14 protein-coding genes and 2 tRNA genes are annotated in these 16,013 nt (G+C 67.5%); 7 read left to right on the forward strand and 9 right to left on the reverse strand.

From position 1 onward, the window contains the following. Nucleotides 1–67 precede the first annotated feature (67 nt). Together BJQ95_RS10765 and BJQ95_RS10770 are read left to right on the forward strand one after the other, a co-directional pair. Entirely contained in the window at nucleotides 68–853 is a 786-nt protein-coding gene (locus BJQ95_RS10765) for an ABC transporter permease (protein ID WP_130178865.1), read from the forward strand. Further along, nucleotides 850–2,610, forward strand: coding sequence for an ABC transporter ATP-binding protein (locus tag BJQ95_RS10770; protein WP_240694888.1), 1,761 nt, complete (start codon nucleotides 850–852; stop codon nucleotides 2,608–2,610). The genes BJQ95_RS10765 and BJQ95_RS10770 overlap by 4 nt, the downstream gene beginning before the upstream one ends. A 218-nt stretch (nucleotides 2,611–2,828) precedes the next feature. Here BJQ95_RS10770 and BJQ95_RS10775 read toward each other — a convergent pair whose 3' ends face one another. Both BJQ95_RS10775 and BJQ95_RS10780 read right to left on the reverse strand, forming a co-directional pair. Then, nucleotides 2,829–3,326: a metalloregulator ArsR/SmtB family transcription factor gene (locus BJQ95_RS10775; protein ID WP_130178831.1), complete on the reverse strand. Its 498-nt coding sequence runs from the start codon at nucleotides 3,324–3,326 to the stop codon at nucleotides 2,829–2,831. 58 nt (nucleotides 3,327–3,384) lie between these two features. Then, nucleotides 3,385–3,585, reverse strand: coding sequence for a hypothetical protein (locus BJQ95_RS10780; protein ID WP_130178830.1), 201 nt, complete (start codon nucleotides 3,583–3,585; stop codon nucleotides 3,385–3,387). A gap of 220 nt (nucleotides 3,586–3,805) precedes the next feature. On the opposite strand from BJQ95_RS10780, the gene valS reads away from it, so the two are divergent. From valS to BJQ95_RS10795, 3 genes are read left to right on the forward strand one after another with little or no spacing between them, the layout of a single operon-like run. Then, nucleotides 3,806–6,388 (forward strand): valine--tRNA ligase, encoded by a 2,583-nt coding sequence (gene valS / locus BJQ95_RS10785; protein WP_130178829.1) that lies wholly within the window; start codon nucleotides 3,806–3,808, stop codon nucleotides 6,386–6,388. An 11-nt stretch (nucleotides 6,389–6,399) separates the two neighbouring features. Next, on the forward strand, nucleotides 6,400–6,846 hold the full coding sequence (locus tag BJQ95_RS10790; protein WP_130178828.1) for a GNAT family N-acetyltransferase: 447 nt from the start codon (nucleotides 6,400–6,402) through the stop codon (nucleotides 6,844–6,846). A gap of 2 nt (nucleotides 6,847–6,848) precedes the next feature. Then, entirely contained in the window at nucleotides 6,849–7,115 is a 267-nt protein-coding gene (locus BJQ95_RS10795; RefSeq protein WP_130178827.1) for a hypothetical protein, read from the forward strand. Between the two features lie 3 nt (nucleotides 7,116–7,118). Here BJQ95_RS10795 and BJQ95_RS10800 read toward each other — a convergent pair whose 3' ends face one another. After that, the gene (locus tag BJQ95_RS10800) at nucleotides 7,119–7,946 is read right to left on the reverse strand and encodes a methyltransferase domain-containing protein (protein WP_130178826.1); all 828 of its coding nucleotides are present in this window, start codon (nucleotides 7,944–7,946) and stop codon (nucleotides 7,119–7,121) included. Between the two features lie 83 nt (nucleotides 7,947–8,029). On the opposite strand from BJQ95_RS10800, the gene BJQ95_RS10805 reads away from it, so the two are divergent. After that, nucleotides 8,030–10,075, forward strand: coding sequence for a M3 family metallopeptidase (locus BJQ95_RS10805; protein WP_130178825.1), 2,046 nt, complete (start codon nucleotides 8,030–8,032; stop codon nucleotides 10,073–10,075). 150 nt (nucleotides 10,076–10,225) lie between these two features. Here the strand turns inward: BJQ95_RS10805 and clpX are convergent, their stop codons facing one another. From clpX to BJQ95_RS10830, 5 genes are all read right to left on the reverse strand, one after another. Beyond that, entirely contained in the window at nucleotides 10,226–11,506 is a 1,281-nt protein-coding gene (gene clpX / locus BJQ95_RS10810) for an ATP-dependent Clp protease ATP-binding subunit ClpX (RefSeq protein WP_130178824.1), read from the reverse strand. 158 nt (nucleotides 11,507–11,664) lie between these two features. Beyond that, a complete protein-coding gene (locus BJQ95_RS10815) occupies nucleotides 11,665–12,351 on the reverse strand; it encodes an ATP-dependent Clp protease proteolytic subunit (protein ID WP_370688331.1) in 687 nt (228 codons plus the stop codon). A gap of 13 nt (nucleotides 12,352–12,364) precedes the next feature. After that, nucleotides 12,365–12,964 carry an ATP-dependent Clp protease proteolytic subunit gene (locus BJQ95_RS10820; RefSeq protein ID WP_130178823.1) on the reverse strand — a complete coding sequence of 200 codons (600 nt, stop codon included), beginning with the start codon at nucleotides 12,962–12,964 and terminating at the stop codon, nucleotides 12,365–12,367. 179 nt (nucleotides 12,965–13,143) lie between these two features. After that, on the reverse strand, nucleotides 13,144–14,538 hold the full coding sequence (gene tig, locus BJQ95_RS10825) for a trigger factor (protein WP_130178822.1): 1,395 nt from the start codon (nucleotides 14,536–14,538) through the stop codon (nucleotides 13,144–13,146). A 54-nt stretch (nucleotides 14,539–14,592) separates the two neighbouring features. Then, a tRNA-Pro gene (locus BJQ95_RS10830) sits at nucleotides 14,593–14,669 on the reverse strand. 216 nt (nucleotides 14,670–14,885) lie between these two features. Here BJQ95_RS10830 and BJQ95_RS10835 point away from each other — a divergent pair. Further along, nucleotides 14,886–14,959 (forward strand) — tRNA-Gly (locus BJQ95_RS10835). Nucleotides 14,960–15,059: 100 nt separating this feature from the next. Here the strand turns inward: BJQ95_RS10835 and BJQ95_RS10840 are convergent. Beyond that, nucleotides 15,060–16,013 (reverse strand): oxidoreductase, encoded by a 954-nt coding sequence (locus tag BJQ95_RS10840; protein WP_205750213.1) that lies wholly within the window; start codon nucleotides 16,011–16,013, stop codon nucleotides 15,060–15,062.

Genomic DNA, 16,013 nt, shown 5'->3' on the forward strand with positions numbered 1-16,013 from the left:
CCGGGACACAGACCATAACGGCCGACCGGGTTCCGCGTCGACCGGTCGGCGCGTCCGGCTCAGCGCCGTGGAAATCGCGGCCGCCCTCCTCGCCCTGCTGCTACTCACAGCGGCCATCGCCCCGAAGCTTCTGGCCCCGGGCGATCCGCTCGCGATCGACCCGCTGTCGGCATTCGGTGCGCCATCCTGGACGCACTGGTTCGGCACCGACGAGTCCGGCCGGGACATCTACACCCGGGTGATCGACGGCGCTCGCGATTCGCTCGTGATCGGTATCTCGGCCACCCTGATCGGGCTGGGCCTTGGCGCCGTGCTCGGAACCGTCGCCGGTACGCTGGGCTCCGCCGTGGACTTCACGGTCAACAGGTTCCTCGAGGTCCTGTTCGCCTTTCCCGGCCTGCTGCTCGCGCTCCTTTTCATCCTCGTCTTCGGTCCAGGGGCTGGCAGCGCGATCGTGGCCGTCGGGCTGTCGACGGCACCGGGATACGCGCGCATCATCCGCGCCCAGCTGGTGCGGGTGCGCTCCTCGGCGTTCGTCGAGGCCGCCACGGTGCAGGGACTGGGCCGCGGGCGCATCCTCGGCCGGCACATCCTGCCCAACACCCTGGCACCCCTGCTCGTTCTCGGCACCCTCGGAGTGGGCCAGGCCATCGTCTGGGCCGCCGCCCTGAGCTACCTGGGCCTGGGCGCCCAGCCGCCGGCCGCCGAATGGGGCGCGATGCTCGCGGCCGGCCGCACCTACATCACGTCGGCGTGGTGGATGAGTTTCTTCCCCGGTCTGTTCATCGTGCTCACGGCCGTGTGCGCCACGGCCCTGGGCCGAGCGATTGAAGGCCGGATGAGGCACGCATGAGCGCCGCCGACGCTGTTCCGATGGCCGTGCCGGCGAACAGCCCGCTCGAGCCGGCGCTTCGCCTCCGGAATCTCTCGGTCGGGTTCGGCTCCCAGACGGTGGTCCGCGGGGTGTCCCTGGAGCTCGCACCGGGCGAATGCCTGGCTATCGTCGGTGAGTCCGGGTCGGGCAAGAGCGTCACGGCGCGCAGCCTGCTGGGCCTCGCCGGTGCCGGTGCCCGGGTCAGCGCCGACGAACTCAGCCTGGCCGGCGAGGCGGTGCTCGGCCTCAGCGAGACCGCCTGGCGCCGACGCCGGGGCCGCGACGTGGGCCTGGTGCTGCAGGACGCTCTCGCGTCGCTCGACCCGCTGCGCCCGATCGCGCGGGAGATCGGTGATTCGCTGCGCCTGCACACGGAGCTCGACGATGCTGCCCGCAGCAGGCGGGTGCTCGAGGTCCTCGAAGCCGTCGGCCTGCCCCACCCTGAGCTCTATGCCGGCCGGCGGTCCGGGGAGCTCTCCGGCGGCCAGCGCCAGCGGGCGCTCATCGCGGCCGCGCTCGCCCTCGATCCCCCGCTGCTGATCGCCGACGAACCCACCACGGCGCTCGACGTCACCGTGCAGGCCCAGGTGCTCGACCTGCTCGAGGAGATCCGCGACCGCGGAACCGCCATCCTGCTGATCAGTCACGACCTCGCCGTGGTCGGCCGCATCGCCGACCGGATCGCGGTCATGCACGACGGCCGGATCGTCGAGACCGGCCCGACGGCCGAGGTGCTCGGGCGCCCCACGCACCTGGAGACACGGCGGATGCTGGCCGCGGTTCCCGTGGACAAGCCGCGGGGATCCCGGCTGGTGCCCCCGCCCGAGCCTGGGCCGTCAGCGAGGTCGATCACCGTTCCGGGCATCCTGCGCGTGGCCGAGCGGCCGGTCGCGCCCGCCGCGATGGCGTTCGCCGGTGCCGTGGGCGCCGCTCCCGGCCCCGGCCTGGCCCTGGAAGGCGTCGGGCTGAACAAGACCTTCCGTGGCCCGCACGGCACCGTGCAGCACGCGGTCGCTGACGTGTCCTTCAGCCTGCCGCACGGCCGCACCCTGGGTATCGTGGGCGAGTCCGGCTCGGGCAAGACCACCACAGCACGTCTCGCCCTGGCGCTCACCCCTGCGGACTCGGGTGAGGTGCGCCTGCTCGGCGAGCCGTGGAGCGCGCTGCCCGAGAAGGACCGACGGGCCCGTCGCCGTCTGGTGGGTGCCGTGTACCAGGATGTGCTCGCGTCCTTCGATCCCCGGCTGAGCGTGCGTGAGATCCTGCGTCACGCCGTCGCCCTGGCCGTCGACGTACCCCAACCACACGGGCGCGACGGCACTGCCCGCCGGGCCGGCGACGCCCGGGTGAGTGCGCTCCTGGACGATGTGGGCCTGTCGGCCGCCCTGCTCGATCGTCGACCGACCGATCTGTCGGGCGGGCAACGACAGCGGGTCGGCATCGCCCGCGCCCTGGCCTCCCGCCCGCAGATCCTGATCTGCGATGAACCGGTGTCCGCGCTCGACGTAAGCGTGCAGGCCCAGGTGCTCGACCTGCTCGACGAGCTGCAGCGCGAACTTTCGCTGAGCATGCTGTTCATCTCGCACGACCTGGGTGTGATCCAGCACGTCAGCGACCAGGTCGCCGTGATGCACGCGGGCCGCATCGTCGAGACGGGTTCGGCTGAGCAGGTTTTTGCGGCACCGGTGCATCCGTACACCCAGGCCTTGCTCGCGGCGGTGCCCCGGCTCGTCTGATCCGGCTTCCTCCGATCCGGCTCATTCGAACAGGACCAGGCGAGCCGGGGACGGCGAGCAGGATCACCCGCCGCCGGCGACGACCTGATCGTTCACCAGCTGGGGCCGCAGCCCGGCAGGGAGTAGCCGGAGAGCCACCTCGGGCTAACCCGGTAGTTGATCAGCAGAACGACGCTCGATGGTGGCGGCCAGGCGCGGCATCACTGCCGTCATCGGGCTCACTGGACCGACTTGGCGGCTTTGTGTGCATTCTGGGCACTCTCTGCCTTCGCTGCGGACTTCTGCGCCTTCCGGGTCCCCTTCCGCGCACTTTTCTGCGACGCGGGCTGTTTCCCCGTCGTGGTGGACTTCTTGGATCGTTCGACCGGCTGGGCGTCTAGTGTCACGGCGTCTGGGCGGGATGCCGGGCGGATGCTGCGCAGCACCATCTGCTCAGGACAGACGGTGGAAAGGAAGTCGCCCACCGACACGGCGAGGCGGTCTCCCGCCAGCGCATAGAGGATGCGGTTGGCGTCGCGACGCTCGGTGACCAGGCCAGCGATCCTGAGGACCGACAGGTGCCGGGATATTGTGGGCCCGGTGGCCGGGAACCGTGCGGCGATCTCTCCCGCAGCCAACTCGCCGTCCTTCAAGTCCTGCAGGATCTGCCGACGGGTGGGATGCGCCAGGGCGGTGAAGACATCGCCAACGGCTTCGGTCGTGCTCGCAGCTTGCATGTTCGCAATGTAGCACTCAAACTAAATAGCACACAAGCTAATTAGCACACAAACAATTCTAGAGCACGGTGATCGTGGAGACCGGCGTGTGCGCATCTTCGTCTCGGCGATCGGCGCGGATGGCGATAGCGCTCCCCACCGAGGACCGGCCAAGTTGCCCGGAGTTGAAGCTGATCAGCGCGGCGAGCCGGACCACGACCGGCGCCGGCGCCGCCTCGAGGTGCCCGGCCGCCCGCACGGAGTGTTCCACGGTGCGCATCAGTAACACCTCGGGGATCTGTTCCTAGCTCGGGACGTGGCAGTAGAGCGAGGCCTGCCGGATACCCACAGGTCGGCTGGGCAGCCTCCCAAACAGGGCCCGGATCGGCCGTCCGAGGGGGTCCAGTGCGGCCTTCGGCGCAGAATCGGCTAGATTAGATCAGCACTACTGAAGGCACCTCACCATCGACACGGTGCCGCAGATATCGAATCGGAGAGTCATGACCAGCGCCGACCGCGTTCCCGAAAAGCCTGCCCTCGAAGGGTTGGAAGCGAAATGGGAAACCAGCTGGGAGGCTCAGGGCACCTACCGCTTCGACCGTGCCGGCGCCACGAAGGAGTCGATCTTCTCGATCGACACTCCCCCGCCCACGGCGTCCGGCTCCCTGCATATCGGCCACGTCTTCAGCTACACGCACACCGACGTCGTCGCCCGGTTCCAACGTATGCGCGGCAAGAGCGTCTTCTACCCGATGGGCTGGGACGACAACGGCCTGCCCACCGAACGCCGGGTGCAGAACTTCTACGGGGTCCGTTGCGACCCGTCCCTGCCGTACACGGCGGACTTCGTTCCTCCGTTCCAGGGTGGCGACGGCAAGAGCACCAAGGCCGCCGATCAGCTTCCCGTGAGCCGTCGTAACTTCATCGAGTTGTGTGAACGCCTTACCGTCGAGGACGAAAAGCAGTTCGAGGAACTCTGGCGCACCCTGGGCCTCAGCGTCGACTGGACCCAGAGCTACCGCACGATCGCGCCCGAATCGATCACCGCGTCCCAGCTGGCCTTCGTCGGCAACGTCAACCGCGGCGAGGCGTACCAGGCGATGGCGCCCACCCTCTGGGACGTCACCTTCCGCACCGCCGTCGCCCAGGCCGAGCTTGAAGACAAGGAGATGCCGGCCGCGTATCACCGGGTCTCCTTCCACCAGCCGGATGGCGGAACCATCGAGATCGAGACCACGCGCCCTGAGCTCCTGGCTGCCTGCGTCGCCCTGGTGGCGCATCCGGATGACGACAGGTACAAGGAGTTCTTCGGCACGACGGTGCGCACGCCCGTGTTCGACGTCGAGATTCCCGTTCTCGCCCACCACCTCGCCCAGAAGGACAAGGGCTCGGGCATCGCGATGATCTGCACCTTCGGCGACGTGACCGACGTGGTCTGGTGGCGGGAACTCGACCTGCCCAACCGCGCGATCATGGGTTTCGACGGCCGCATCATCGCCGAGGCTCCCGACGTCATCGTGACACCGGCCGCACAGGCCGCCTACGCCCAGCTCGCCGGCAAGACCGTCTTCTCGGCCAAGCAGGCCGTGGTCGAGCTGCTCCGCGAATCCGGCGACCTGATCGGTGACCCCAAGCCGATCGTGCACCAGGTCAAGTTCTTCGAAAAGGGTGACAAGCCGCTCGAAATCGTCTCCACCCGGCAGTGGTACATCCGCAACGGCGCCCGCGACGAGAAGCTGCGCGCCAGACTGATCGAACACGGCTCCGCCTTGCAGTGGCATCCTGAGTTCATGCGGGTGCGCTACGAGAACTGGGTCAATGGCCTGACCGGCGACTGGTTGGTGTCCCGACAGCGTTTCTTCGGGGTCCCCCTGCCCGTCTGGTACCCGCTCGACGCCGAGTCCAACCCCATCTTCGACCAGCCGATCATCGCCACCAGCGACCTGCTTCCCGTCGACCCATCCTCCGACGTCGCTCCCGGCTACACAGCCGAGCAACGCGGCCAGGCCAACGGCTTCGTCGGCGAGGTCGACGTGATGGACACCTGGGCGACGTCATCGCTGACCCCGCAGCTCGCCGGCGGCTGGGAGCGCGACCCCGAACTCTTCGACCTGGTCTACCCGTACTCGCTCCGCCCGCAGGGTCAGGACATCATCCGCACCTGGCTGTTCTCCACCCTGCTGCGCGCCGAGCTCGAGCACGGCGAATCGCCGTGGCAGCACGCCGCGCTGTCCGGTTTCATCGTGGACCCCGACCGCAAGAAGATGTCCAAGTCCAAGGGCAACGTGGTGACTCCGGCCGACGTGCTGGTTCAGCACGGTTCGGATGCCGTGCGGTACTGGGCTGCGTCGTCCCGCCTGGGCACGGATGCCGCCTTCGACCCGAAGAACCCCACCCAGATCAAGATCGGCCGCCGTCTGGCCATCAAGATTCTCAACGCCAGCAAGTTCATCCTCGGCTTCGCCGGCGATGACGCCGCCCCGGTCACCGAGCCCATCGACGCGAGCATGCTGGCCCGCCTCGACGTGGTTGTCGGCCAGGCCACCGCGGCGTTCGAGGGCTACGACCACGCCCGCGCACTCGAGCTCACCGAGAGCTTCTTCTGGACGTTCTGCGACGACTACCTCGAACTGGTCAAGGAACGCGCCTACGGCGAAGCCGGTCCGGAGCAGGCCTCGGCCGTTGCCGCGCTGCGCATCGCCCTGTCGACGTTGCTGCGCCTGTTCGCCCCGTTCGTGCCGTTCGCCACCGAGGAAGCCTGGTCCTGGTCGAACGACGGCTCGGTGCACCAGGCCCAGTGGCCCACCGCCTCCGGCGTGGCCGCGGATGCCGACAGCATCGCCCTGTTGGATCTGGCTAGCCGGGCGCTCACGGGCATCCGTCGCGCCAAAACCGACGCAAAAGCGTCACAGAAGTCTGCCGTCGAGTCCGCCACCATCGGCGGACCTGACGCAGAGGTGGCCCTGCTCGCCCAGGTCGCCGCCGACTTGAAAGCAGTAGGCCGGATCACCGACTTGACCTTCGTCAAAGCCGATGACTTGGTCGTAGCTGATATCGTGCTCGCCACGGTGTCGGAAATCTAAAGGAGAACCGCATGTCAATCAAGGTCCGCCCGCTGGGCGATAAGGACTTCTTCCCGTGGCTCGGCCTCTTCGAAGGGTACAGCGAGCTGTCCAAGAGCGACCTGACCGATGAGAAGGCTCTGCGCGTGTGGAGCTGGATCATTGACAAGAACCATGATCTCGACGGCGCTGTCGCGGTCGACGACAACGGCGACTTCGTCGCCTTCACCCTGTACCGGGCCGTCCCCCGCACCCTCAGCGGCGACGTGGGACTCTTCATCGATGACCTGTACGTGACCCCCGACGCCGAAGAAGCCGGCGCCGGCCGGGACCTGATGGCCTTCGCGACCGAGTACGCCAAGGCGCACAACTACAGCAAGCTGCAGTGGACCACCGCTGCCGACAACGCCGCGGCCCAGAAGCTCTACGACGAGGTCGGCACCCGCACCAGCCTGGTCACCTACGAGGCAGAGGTCTAATCATGCAGCTCGGAACCCGCTGGTCCCTCGGCGCAGAACCGCCCGCGGGCCTGCCCGAGGTCGTCGTCATCGCGCTGCAGGCCGTGGAGGGCGACCTCGCCGCCCTGCCGGATGACACCAGCGCCTGGCGGTGGACCCTGACCTGGCTCGAGGGCAACCCGGTCATCGAACTCGACGACGGCACCGTCATCAGGTTCGACCCGAAACAAGACAGCGCCACCATCACCCAGCCTGCCGTCGTGGTGGACGACGACGAGGACTGGATCTAAAGATCACCGGGTGGCGATGATCTCGCCGTGCGGGATGCCGAACCACGCGTCCGGGTCCTGAGCCCACTGGTGCCAGGCCGCGCCGATCTCGTGGAGGTCCGCCAGCCTGGCACCGGTCTCGATCGCCCGGGCGGCGAAGTCGGGTTCGGTGGCCCGCGCGGCCCAGGATTCCCCCCACCACTCCCGTTCGGCCGGCGACGCGAAGCACCAGATGGATGCGCTGCTTGTCACCTCATCGAAGCCCGCCTGCCGCGCCCACGCCTTGAGCGCCCGCCCGGCGTTCGGGTCGCCGCCGCCCTGCCCGTGCACCCGGCGGTACACCGACAACCAAGTGGCCAGCCCGGCAAGCCCCGGATACCAGGTCACACCGCCGTAGTCGGCGTCTCGGGCGGCCAGCACGCCGCCCGGTTTCAGCACCCGCCTCATCTCGCGGAGCGCCGCCACAGGGTTGTCGAGGTGCTGGAGCACCTGGTGGGCATGCACGATGTCCACCGACGCATCCGGTACCGGGATGGCGCAGGCGCCACCGACCAGGAAGCGCGCGTTCCTCACCCCGCCGTCGAACGCCAGGCCCGCCGCCTGCTCCACCATCTGGCGGGACGTGTCGATACCGAGCACCGTGCCCGGCGCGACCCGGCGCGCCAGATCGATGGTGATGGTGCCCGGCCCGCACGTCACGTCGACGATGCTGAGCCCCGCGCGCAGCTGTGGCACCAGGTACGCGGCCGAGTTGGCCACGGTACGCCAGGTGAGCACCCGCGGAAGGTGCTCCCGGCCGGCCCCGGGTTCGTCTCGCGGTGCGGTTTCCTGACGCTCCGGGCTCTCAGTCATGCCCACACCCTACGTCGCCGTCAGGGTCAACGCACCGGGCACTGCCCGGGCCGGTATCCCGACGGCGACACTAGGCTGGGGCGATGGCCGACACCTTGAACCCGTTTCTCGCTCCCAGCACCCTGCCGTACCAGCTGCCGCCGTTCGCCGAGATCCGCAACGAGCACTATCGCCCGGCCTTCGACGCCGGCATGGCCGAACAGCTCGCCGAGGTCACCGCCATCACGGCGGATCCCACCGAACCGACCATCGAGAACACCCTCATCGCCCTGGAACGAAGCGGACAGGTTCTGCAACGCGTGGCCACGGTGTTCTTCTCCTTGAGCGCGTCAGACTCGACCGAGTTCGGCACGGCCCTCGAGGAGGAACTGGCGCCCAGACTCGCAGCGCACGCCGACGCCATCCGGCTCGACCCGGCCCTCTACGCCCGGATCGCCGTCTTGCACCAGCGCCGTGCCGGCCTGGATCTCGACCCCGAGACCGCCTATCTGCTCGAGCGGTATTACACCGAGTACACCCTCGCCGGTGCGGCACTCTCCGACGACGACAAGGTCGCCCTGCGCGACCTCAACATGCGCCTGTCCACCCTGACCACCAGGTTCGAGAAGAACCTGCTGGCCGACACCAACGCCCTGGCCCTGGTGCTCGACGACGTCAGCGAGCTGCACGGACTCGGCGAGGGCGAGATCTCCGCCGCCGCGGAGGCCGCCGCCGAACGTGGTCTCGCCGGCAAGTACGTCATCACCTTGGTGCTGCCCACCAGCCATCCCTACCTCGCGTCTCTCACCGACCGTGCGGTGCGCGAACGCCTGCTGACCGCCTCCAGGTCCCGGGGCATCCGCGGCGGCGAGTACGACAACCGCGAGCTGGTGCTCGAGATCACCCGGCTGCGCGCCCACCGTGCCCGGCTGCTGGGCTTCGGCAGCCATGCCGCATACGTCACGGCCGACGAAACGGCCAAGTCCCCCGAAGCCGTCGCCGGCATGCTGGACCGGCTCGCACCGGCCGCGGCACGGAACGCCCAAGCCGAGCAGCAGGCGTTGCAGGACGCTGTGCGGGACTCCGGCGGCGACTTCGATCTGGCTGCCTGGGACTGGGCGTTCTACACCGAGCGAGTGCGCCAGTCCCGATTCGATGTCGACGCCAGCGCGATGCGTCCGTACTTCGAACTGGAACGGGTGCTGCACGATGGGGTGTTCTTCGCCGCCACCCGGCTCTACGGCGTCACCTTCACCGAGCGCCCCGACCTCACCGCCTGGAACCCCGAGGCCAGAGTCTTCGAGGTCGCCAACGAGGACGGCCCACCGGTCGGCCTGTACATCGCCGACTTCTACACCCGCGATGCCAAACGCGGCGGTGCCTGGATGAACGCCCTGGTGTCCCAGTCCACCCTGCTGGACACCCCGACGATCGTCACCAACAACCTCAACCTGCCCAAGCCCGCCGCCGGCTCCCCCACGCTGCTCAGCTTCGACGAGGTGACCACCCTGTTCCACGAGTTCGGCCACGCTCTGCACGGCCTCTTCGCGGAGGTGACCTACCCGCGTTTCGCCGGCACCAATGTGTACCGGGACTTCGTCGAGTTCCCCAGCCAGGTCAACGAGATGTGGATGCTCTGGCCCGAGGTCCTGGCGAACTACGCCAGGCACTACCGCACCGGCGAAGCCATGCCCCAGGGGCTCGTCGACAGCATCCGTGAGTCGACGACGTTCAACGAGGGCTTCGGTACCAGCGAGTACCTGGCCGCGGCCCTGCTTGACCAGGCCTGGCACAGCATCAGCGCCGACGACTCGATCACGGATGTGGCCGCGTTCGAAGCCGCCGCGTTGGCCGAGGTGGGCCTCGACAACCCGGTGGTGCCCACCCGGTACGCGAGCACCTACTTCGCGCACACGTTCTCCGGCGGCTACGACGCCGGCTACTACTCCTACATCTGGAGCGAGGTCCTCGACGCCGATACCGTGGCCTGGTTCACCGAGAACGGCGGCCTCACCCGGGCCAACGGGGACAGGTTCCGCGACCGCCTGCTCGGTGTGGGCGGCAGCGTGGACCCGCTGGCCGCCTACCGGGACTTCCGCGGCCGTGACGCCCACATCCAGCCCCTGCTCGACCGCCGCGGGCTCAACTAGCCCGCTGTTCCCGGTGCGGACAACTGGTCCCGGTGTGCCGGGTGCAATTGTCCGGAACGGGCACGGTCGCCCACTCCTGCCGCGTCCGTGAAGCGGAAACGCCCCCACCGAGGAGGCGGGGGCGGTTCTGACCTGACGGCGCAAGTGTGGTTACGCGGACTTGTTTTCGCGACGGGCCTTGTGCAGCACGATGGTGGGAGCCGCGTTTTCGAGCACCGACTCCCGGGTGACGATGACCCGGGCGACATCCGTGGCGGACGGCACCTCGAACATGATCGGTCCGAGCACCTCCTCCATGATGGCGCGCAACCCGCGGGCACCGGTCTTGCGGAGCACGGCGAGATCGGCGATGGCCTCGAGGGCCGGCTGCTCGAAGTCGAGCTCCACCCCGTCGAGTTCGAACATGCGCTGGTACTGGCGTACCAAGGCGTTCTTGGGCACGGTCAGGATCTGCATCAGCGCAACCTGGTCGAGCTGGGTTACCGTGGTCACGACTGGTAGGCGGCCGATGAACTCGGGGATCAGACCGAACTTGTGCAGGTCTTCCGGCAGGACCTCGCTGAACAGGTTGATGTCGTCGCCCTTGCTGTGCAGCGGGGCGCCGAAGCCGATACCTTTCTTGCCGGCACGCTGGGAGATGATGTCGTCGAGTCCGGCGAACGCGCCGGCCACGATGAAAAGCACGTTCGTGGTGTCGACCTGGATGAATTCCTGGTGCGGATGTTTGCGCCCGCCCTGCGGCGGCACCGACGCGACGGTTCCCTCGAGGATCTTGAGGAGAGCTTGCTGCACGCCCTCCCCCGACACGTCGCGGGTGATCGACGGGTTTTCGGCCTTGCGGGCGATCTTGTCGATCTCATCGATGTAGATGATGCCGGTCTCGGCACGCTTCACGTCGTAATCGGCGGCCTGGATGAGTTTGAGGAGGATGTTCTCCACGTCCTCACCGACGTAGCCGGCCTCGGTCAGGGCCGTGGCATCCGCGACGGCGAACGGCACGTTCAGCCGCTTCGCGAGAGTCTGCGCGAGGTAGGTCTTGCCGCAGCCGGTGGGGCCGATCAGCAGGATGTTGGACTTGGCGATCTCGACATCGTCGTGGATGGCGTCGGCCGCTGTGAGGGTGGCGCGGCTGCGCACGCGCTTGTAGTGGTTGTAGACGGCAACGGCGAGGGCGCGCTTGGCGGCTTCCTGCCCGATGACGTACTCCTCCAGGAATCCGAAGATCTCCCGGGGCTTGGGCAGTTCGAACTCGCTGCCGGCTTCTTCGGCTCCGGCCTCGGCCAGGCGTTCCTCGATGATTTCGTTGCAGAGCTCAACGCATTCATCGCAGATGTACACGCCGGGTCCGGCAATGAGCTGCTGCACCTGCTTTTGGCTCTTTCCGCAGAAAGAACACTTCAACAGGTCGGCGCTCTCGCCTATTCGGGCCATCCGTGAGCCTCCTCCATCAGTGACGCTGAATTCGAGCCTAGCTTGTGCGTGTGACAGATTTGTGCACCCGCGGAACAAAGCGGAACGGCGCGCCGCCTCGACAGCGACGCGCCGTTCCGCGAACAAGCTGGCCAGAGGGCCAACTCGGTGGTGGAGTGCTACTTGACCAGCGTGGGTACGCTTTTGCGGCTGGTCAGGATCTGGTCGATCAGGCCGTACTCGAGGGCCTCGGGGGCGCCGAAGATCTTGTCGCGGTCGATGTCCTTGTGGATCTGCTCCTTGGTGCGGTTGGAGTGGCCGGCGAGGGTCTCTTCGAGCCATTCGCGCATCCGCTGGATCTCGGCTGCCTGGATCTCGATGTCGGACGCCTGGCCGCCACCCTGGCCACCGGCTGAGGGCTGGTGGATGAGGATGCGGGCGTTCGGCAGGGCGAGACGCTTGCCGGGGGTTCCACCGGCGAGCAGCACGGCAGCGGCGGAAGCCGCCTGGCCGAGGCAGACCGTCTGGATGTGCGGACGGATGTACTGCATGGTGTCGTAGATCGCCGTCATCGCGGTGAAGGAACCACCGGGCGAGTTGATGTACATGACGATGTCGCGGTCCGGGTCCTGGCTCTCGAGTACGAGCAGCTGGGCCATCACGTCGTCGGCGGAGGCGTCGTCAACCTGTACGCCGAGGAAGATGATTCGGTCCTCGAACAGCTTGGCGTACGGGTCCTGGCGCTTGTAGCCGTAAGCCGTGCGCTCCTCGAACGTGGGGAGGATGTAGCGCGACTCCGGGGCCTGCGGTGCCATTCCACCGGGAGCCATACCGCCGGCCTGGTGGCCAAAGTTCGTGAATTCCATTGTCGTACCCGTCCTACTTCTTGTTCACTGAGTCGTCGGTACCGCCGCCGCCGACCACTTCCGACGCGAATTCGCGCAGGTGGTCGACAAAACCGTAGGCCAGGGCCTCCTGGGCCGTGAACCAGTTGTCACGGTCGTTGTCGATGAGGATCTGCTCGACCGACTTTCCAGTCTGCTCGGCAGTGAGCTCGGCCATGCGCTTTTTCATGTCCAGGATGACCTTCGCCTGGGTCTGGATGTCGGCCGCGGTGCCGCCGAATCCGCCGGACGGCTGGTGCAGTAGCACGCGAGCGTTCGGGGTGATGTAGCGCTTGCCCTTGGTCCCGGAGGAGAGCAGGAACTGGCCCATCGAGGCCGCCAGACCGATTCCCACGGTGACGATGTCGTTGGGCACGAACTTCATGGTGTCGTAGATCGCCATGCCGGCGGTGATCGAGCCACCGGGTGAGTTGATGTAGAGGAAGATGTCCCGCTGAGAGTCCTCCGCCGCCAGCAGCAGGATCTTGGCACAGATCTCGTTGGCGTTGTCGTCCCGTACCTCTGAGCCGAGCCAGATGATGCGGTCGGCCAGCAGTCTGTCAAAAACGCCGGGTGTAGGTGCCATTTCGGCCATGTCGCGCTCCGTTTCGCTTGTCGCTTCAGAATGAATCTATAGGGTCCAACGCGCGCAAAAGGCTCTGTTCGCCCTCGGCAGATTCACCGGGGGCCGGCATACGCAGAACGGGCCGGATGTCCGTGGACATCCGACCCGTTCGCAGGCGCCCCGAGGAACGCCGGCCGGTGTGCGCGGTGCTACTTCTTTGCTGCGGCCTTCTTCTTCGGCTTGGCCTCAGCGGCCGGGGCCTCCTCGGCTGCTTCGGCGTCGGCTGCTGCCTCATCCGCCGTTGCCTCATCCGCTGCGGGCTCATCGTCGACGACGGCCGTGAACTCGGACAGGTCGACGGTGGCACCGTTGGAGTCGGTGACCAGCGCCTTGCCCAGGGCGATAGCGAGGGCCTTGTTCCGGGCGACCTCGGCGACCATGGACGGGATCTGGCCGTTGCCGGACAGCGCCTGAACGAATTCGCTCGGGTCCATGCCGTACTGCGACGCACCCTGGATCAGGTACTGGGTGAGCTCGTCCTGGCTGACCTTGACCTGCTCGGCCTCGGCAATGGTGTCGAGGAGGATCTGCTGGCGGAAGGTCTTCTCGCTGGCTTCGGTGACCTCGGCGCGGTGGGTCTCGTCTTCGAGCCGGTTCTCGCCCTCGAGGTGACGGTGCACCTCGTCGGCGATGATCGCCTCGGGGATGGGGACCTCGACGGAGGAGAGCAGCTGCTCGATGAGCAGCTCGCGGGCCTGGTTTCCCTGGCCGAACACCTTGGAGCGGCCGACCTGCACCTTCAGGCTCTCGGTGAGCTCGTCGATGGTGTCGAACTCGCTGGCGATCTGCGCGAAGTCGTCGTCGGCGGTGGGAAGCTCGCGCTCCTTGACGGCGATGACGGTCACGGTGATCTCGGCGGTCTCGCCCTCGTGGTCGCCACCGAGCAGCTTGGAGGCGAAGGTGGTGGTCTCACCGGCGGTGAGGGACTCGAGGGCCTCGTCGATGCCCTCGATGAGGTCGCCGGAGCCGACCTCGTAGGAGATGCCGCTGGCGTTGTCGACCTCGACACCGTTGACGGATGCGACGAGGTCGATCTGGGCGAAGTCGCCGCTGGTGGCGGGACGGTCGACCGTGATCAGGGTTCCGAACCGGCTGCGCAGGGTGTTGAGTTCCTCGGTGACCTCGTCGTCGGAGATCTCCACGGCGTCAACGGTGAGCTTGAGGCCCTCGTAGGCGGGCAGGTCGATCTCGGGGCGCACGTCGACCTCGATGGCCAGAAGCAGGTCTCCAGAGAAGTCCTTGTCGCTGGGCCATTCGACGATGTCGGCTTCCGGGCGGCCCAGCGGGCGCAGCTTGTGTTCGTCGACGGCCTTGCGGTAGAAACCGTCGAGGCTCTCGTTGACGGCGTGCTCCAGCACCGCGGACTTGCCGACGCGCTGGTCGATGATGGGCGGCGGGACCTTGCCCTTGCGGAAGCCGGGGATGTTGATGTCCTCGGCAATGTGCCCGTAGGCGTGGGTGATGCTGGGCTTCAGCTCTTCCGGGGTCACCGAGATGGTGACCTTGGCGCGCGTGGGGCTCAGCTTTTCTACCGTGGACTTCACGTTTAAATCTCCTGTGTTCGACAGATTATGTTCGACAGATGTGCAGGGGGGTGATGGTCGGGGCGACAGGATTCGAACCTGCGACCTCTCGGTCCCAAACCGAGCGCTCTACCAAGCTGAGCTACGCCCCGGATGTCATCTCACCCGTTGGGGCCACCAGCTCGGCGCGCAGACTCACGCGACAGGCGGATTGACCTCCGTCAGTCTAGTGCACGAGCTGCAGCCCGGGGCATCCTTGAGGGTATTCCGGGCGCGTTCTGGTGCATCTGCCCCGCACTCGGCGGCGTCGGGGAAAACCTTCCGCGAAACCTGTACTACGATATTCGAGTGCCAACACGTCGGCACATGGGGATGTAGCTCAATGGTAGAGCCTCAGTTTTCCAAACTGATGGCGCGGGTTCGATTCCCGTCATCCCCTCCATATTGTGCATCTGTGCCCCGTTCGGACAATTGGTCCCGGTGCGCCGGGCGCCTTTGTCCGCACGGGGAACAGTTGCCGGGTCTGTAACGGCCCGGCCGGTTCAGCCGAAGTCATAGCTGACGCCGGTCAGGCGCTCGCTCTCGGCCCAGAGCCGGAGCGCGTCACCGGTATTCCTGGCGCGCTTGGAGCGTGTCACCGGCACCGGATGCCCGTGCTGCTGCCCGAACCCCTCCGGCCCCACGAACGAGTTGCCGTCCAGACCAGGCACGGTACTGGCGTAGAGGGTGGGCAACGCGCCCCACCCGGCCGGCTGGGCCAACTCGCGGATGAGGGCCACCGTCAACCGGGCTCGCCTGGTGGTGGCCTTCGCGCCGCGCATGGTCGGGCCGGCGGTCTGGAGGTTGGTCAACGCGAAACCCGGATGCGCCGCCATCGCCCGCAGCGACACCTTCGCCGCCGCCGCCCGGCGCTGCAGCTCACTGGTGAACAGCAGGTTGGCCAGCTTGCTCTGCCCGTACGCCGGCCACGGTCGGTAGCGTTTGGCTCCCATCAAGTCGTCGAAGTTCATGGTGCCGATCCGGTGCACGGTGGACGAGAGCGTGACCACGCGCGCATCCGGGGCGGCCAGAAGCAGCGGCAGCAACCGGCCGGTGAGTGCGAAGTGGCCCAGGTGGTTGGTGCCGAACTGCATCTCAAAACCGTCGGCCGTCTGCCGCTGGGGCAGGTTCATCACGCCGGCGTTGTTCACGAGCAGGTCGAGGCGACCGGTCGCGGCGGTGACCTCGTCGGTGAAGGCGGCGATCGAGGCCAGGCTGGCAAGGTCGAGCACCCGCACCGTGAGGTCCGCGTCCGGCAGGCCATCCCGCATCCGTTCCACTGCCGCCGCTCCCCTGGAGGCGTCCCGCACCGCCAGGGTCACGGATGCCCCGTGCGCGGCCAATTGAGTCGCGGTCACGAAACCCAGCCCTGAGTTGGCCCCGGTCACCACGGCAGTGGTGCCGGTGAGGTCCGGGATCTTCTCTTCGGTCCAGCCGAGCCCGAGTTTCGGTTCCAC

Source organism: Cryobacterium sp. SO1 (assembly GCF_004210215.2).
Classification (GTDB): domain Bacteria; phylum Actinomycetota; class Actinomycetes; order Actinomycetales; family Microbacteriaceae; genus Cryobacterium.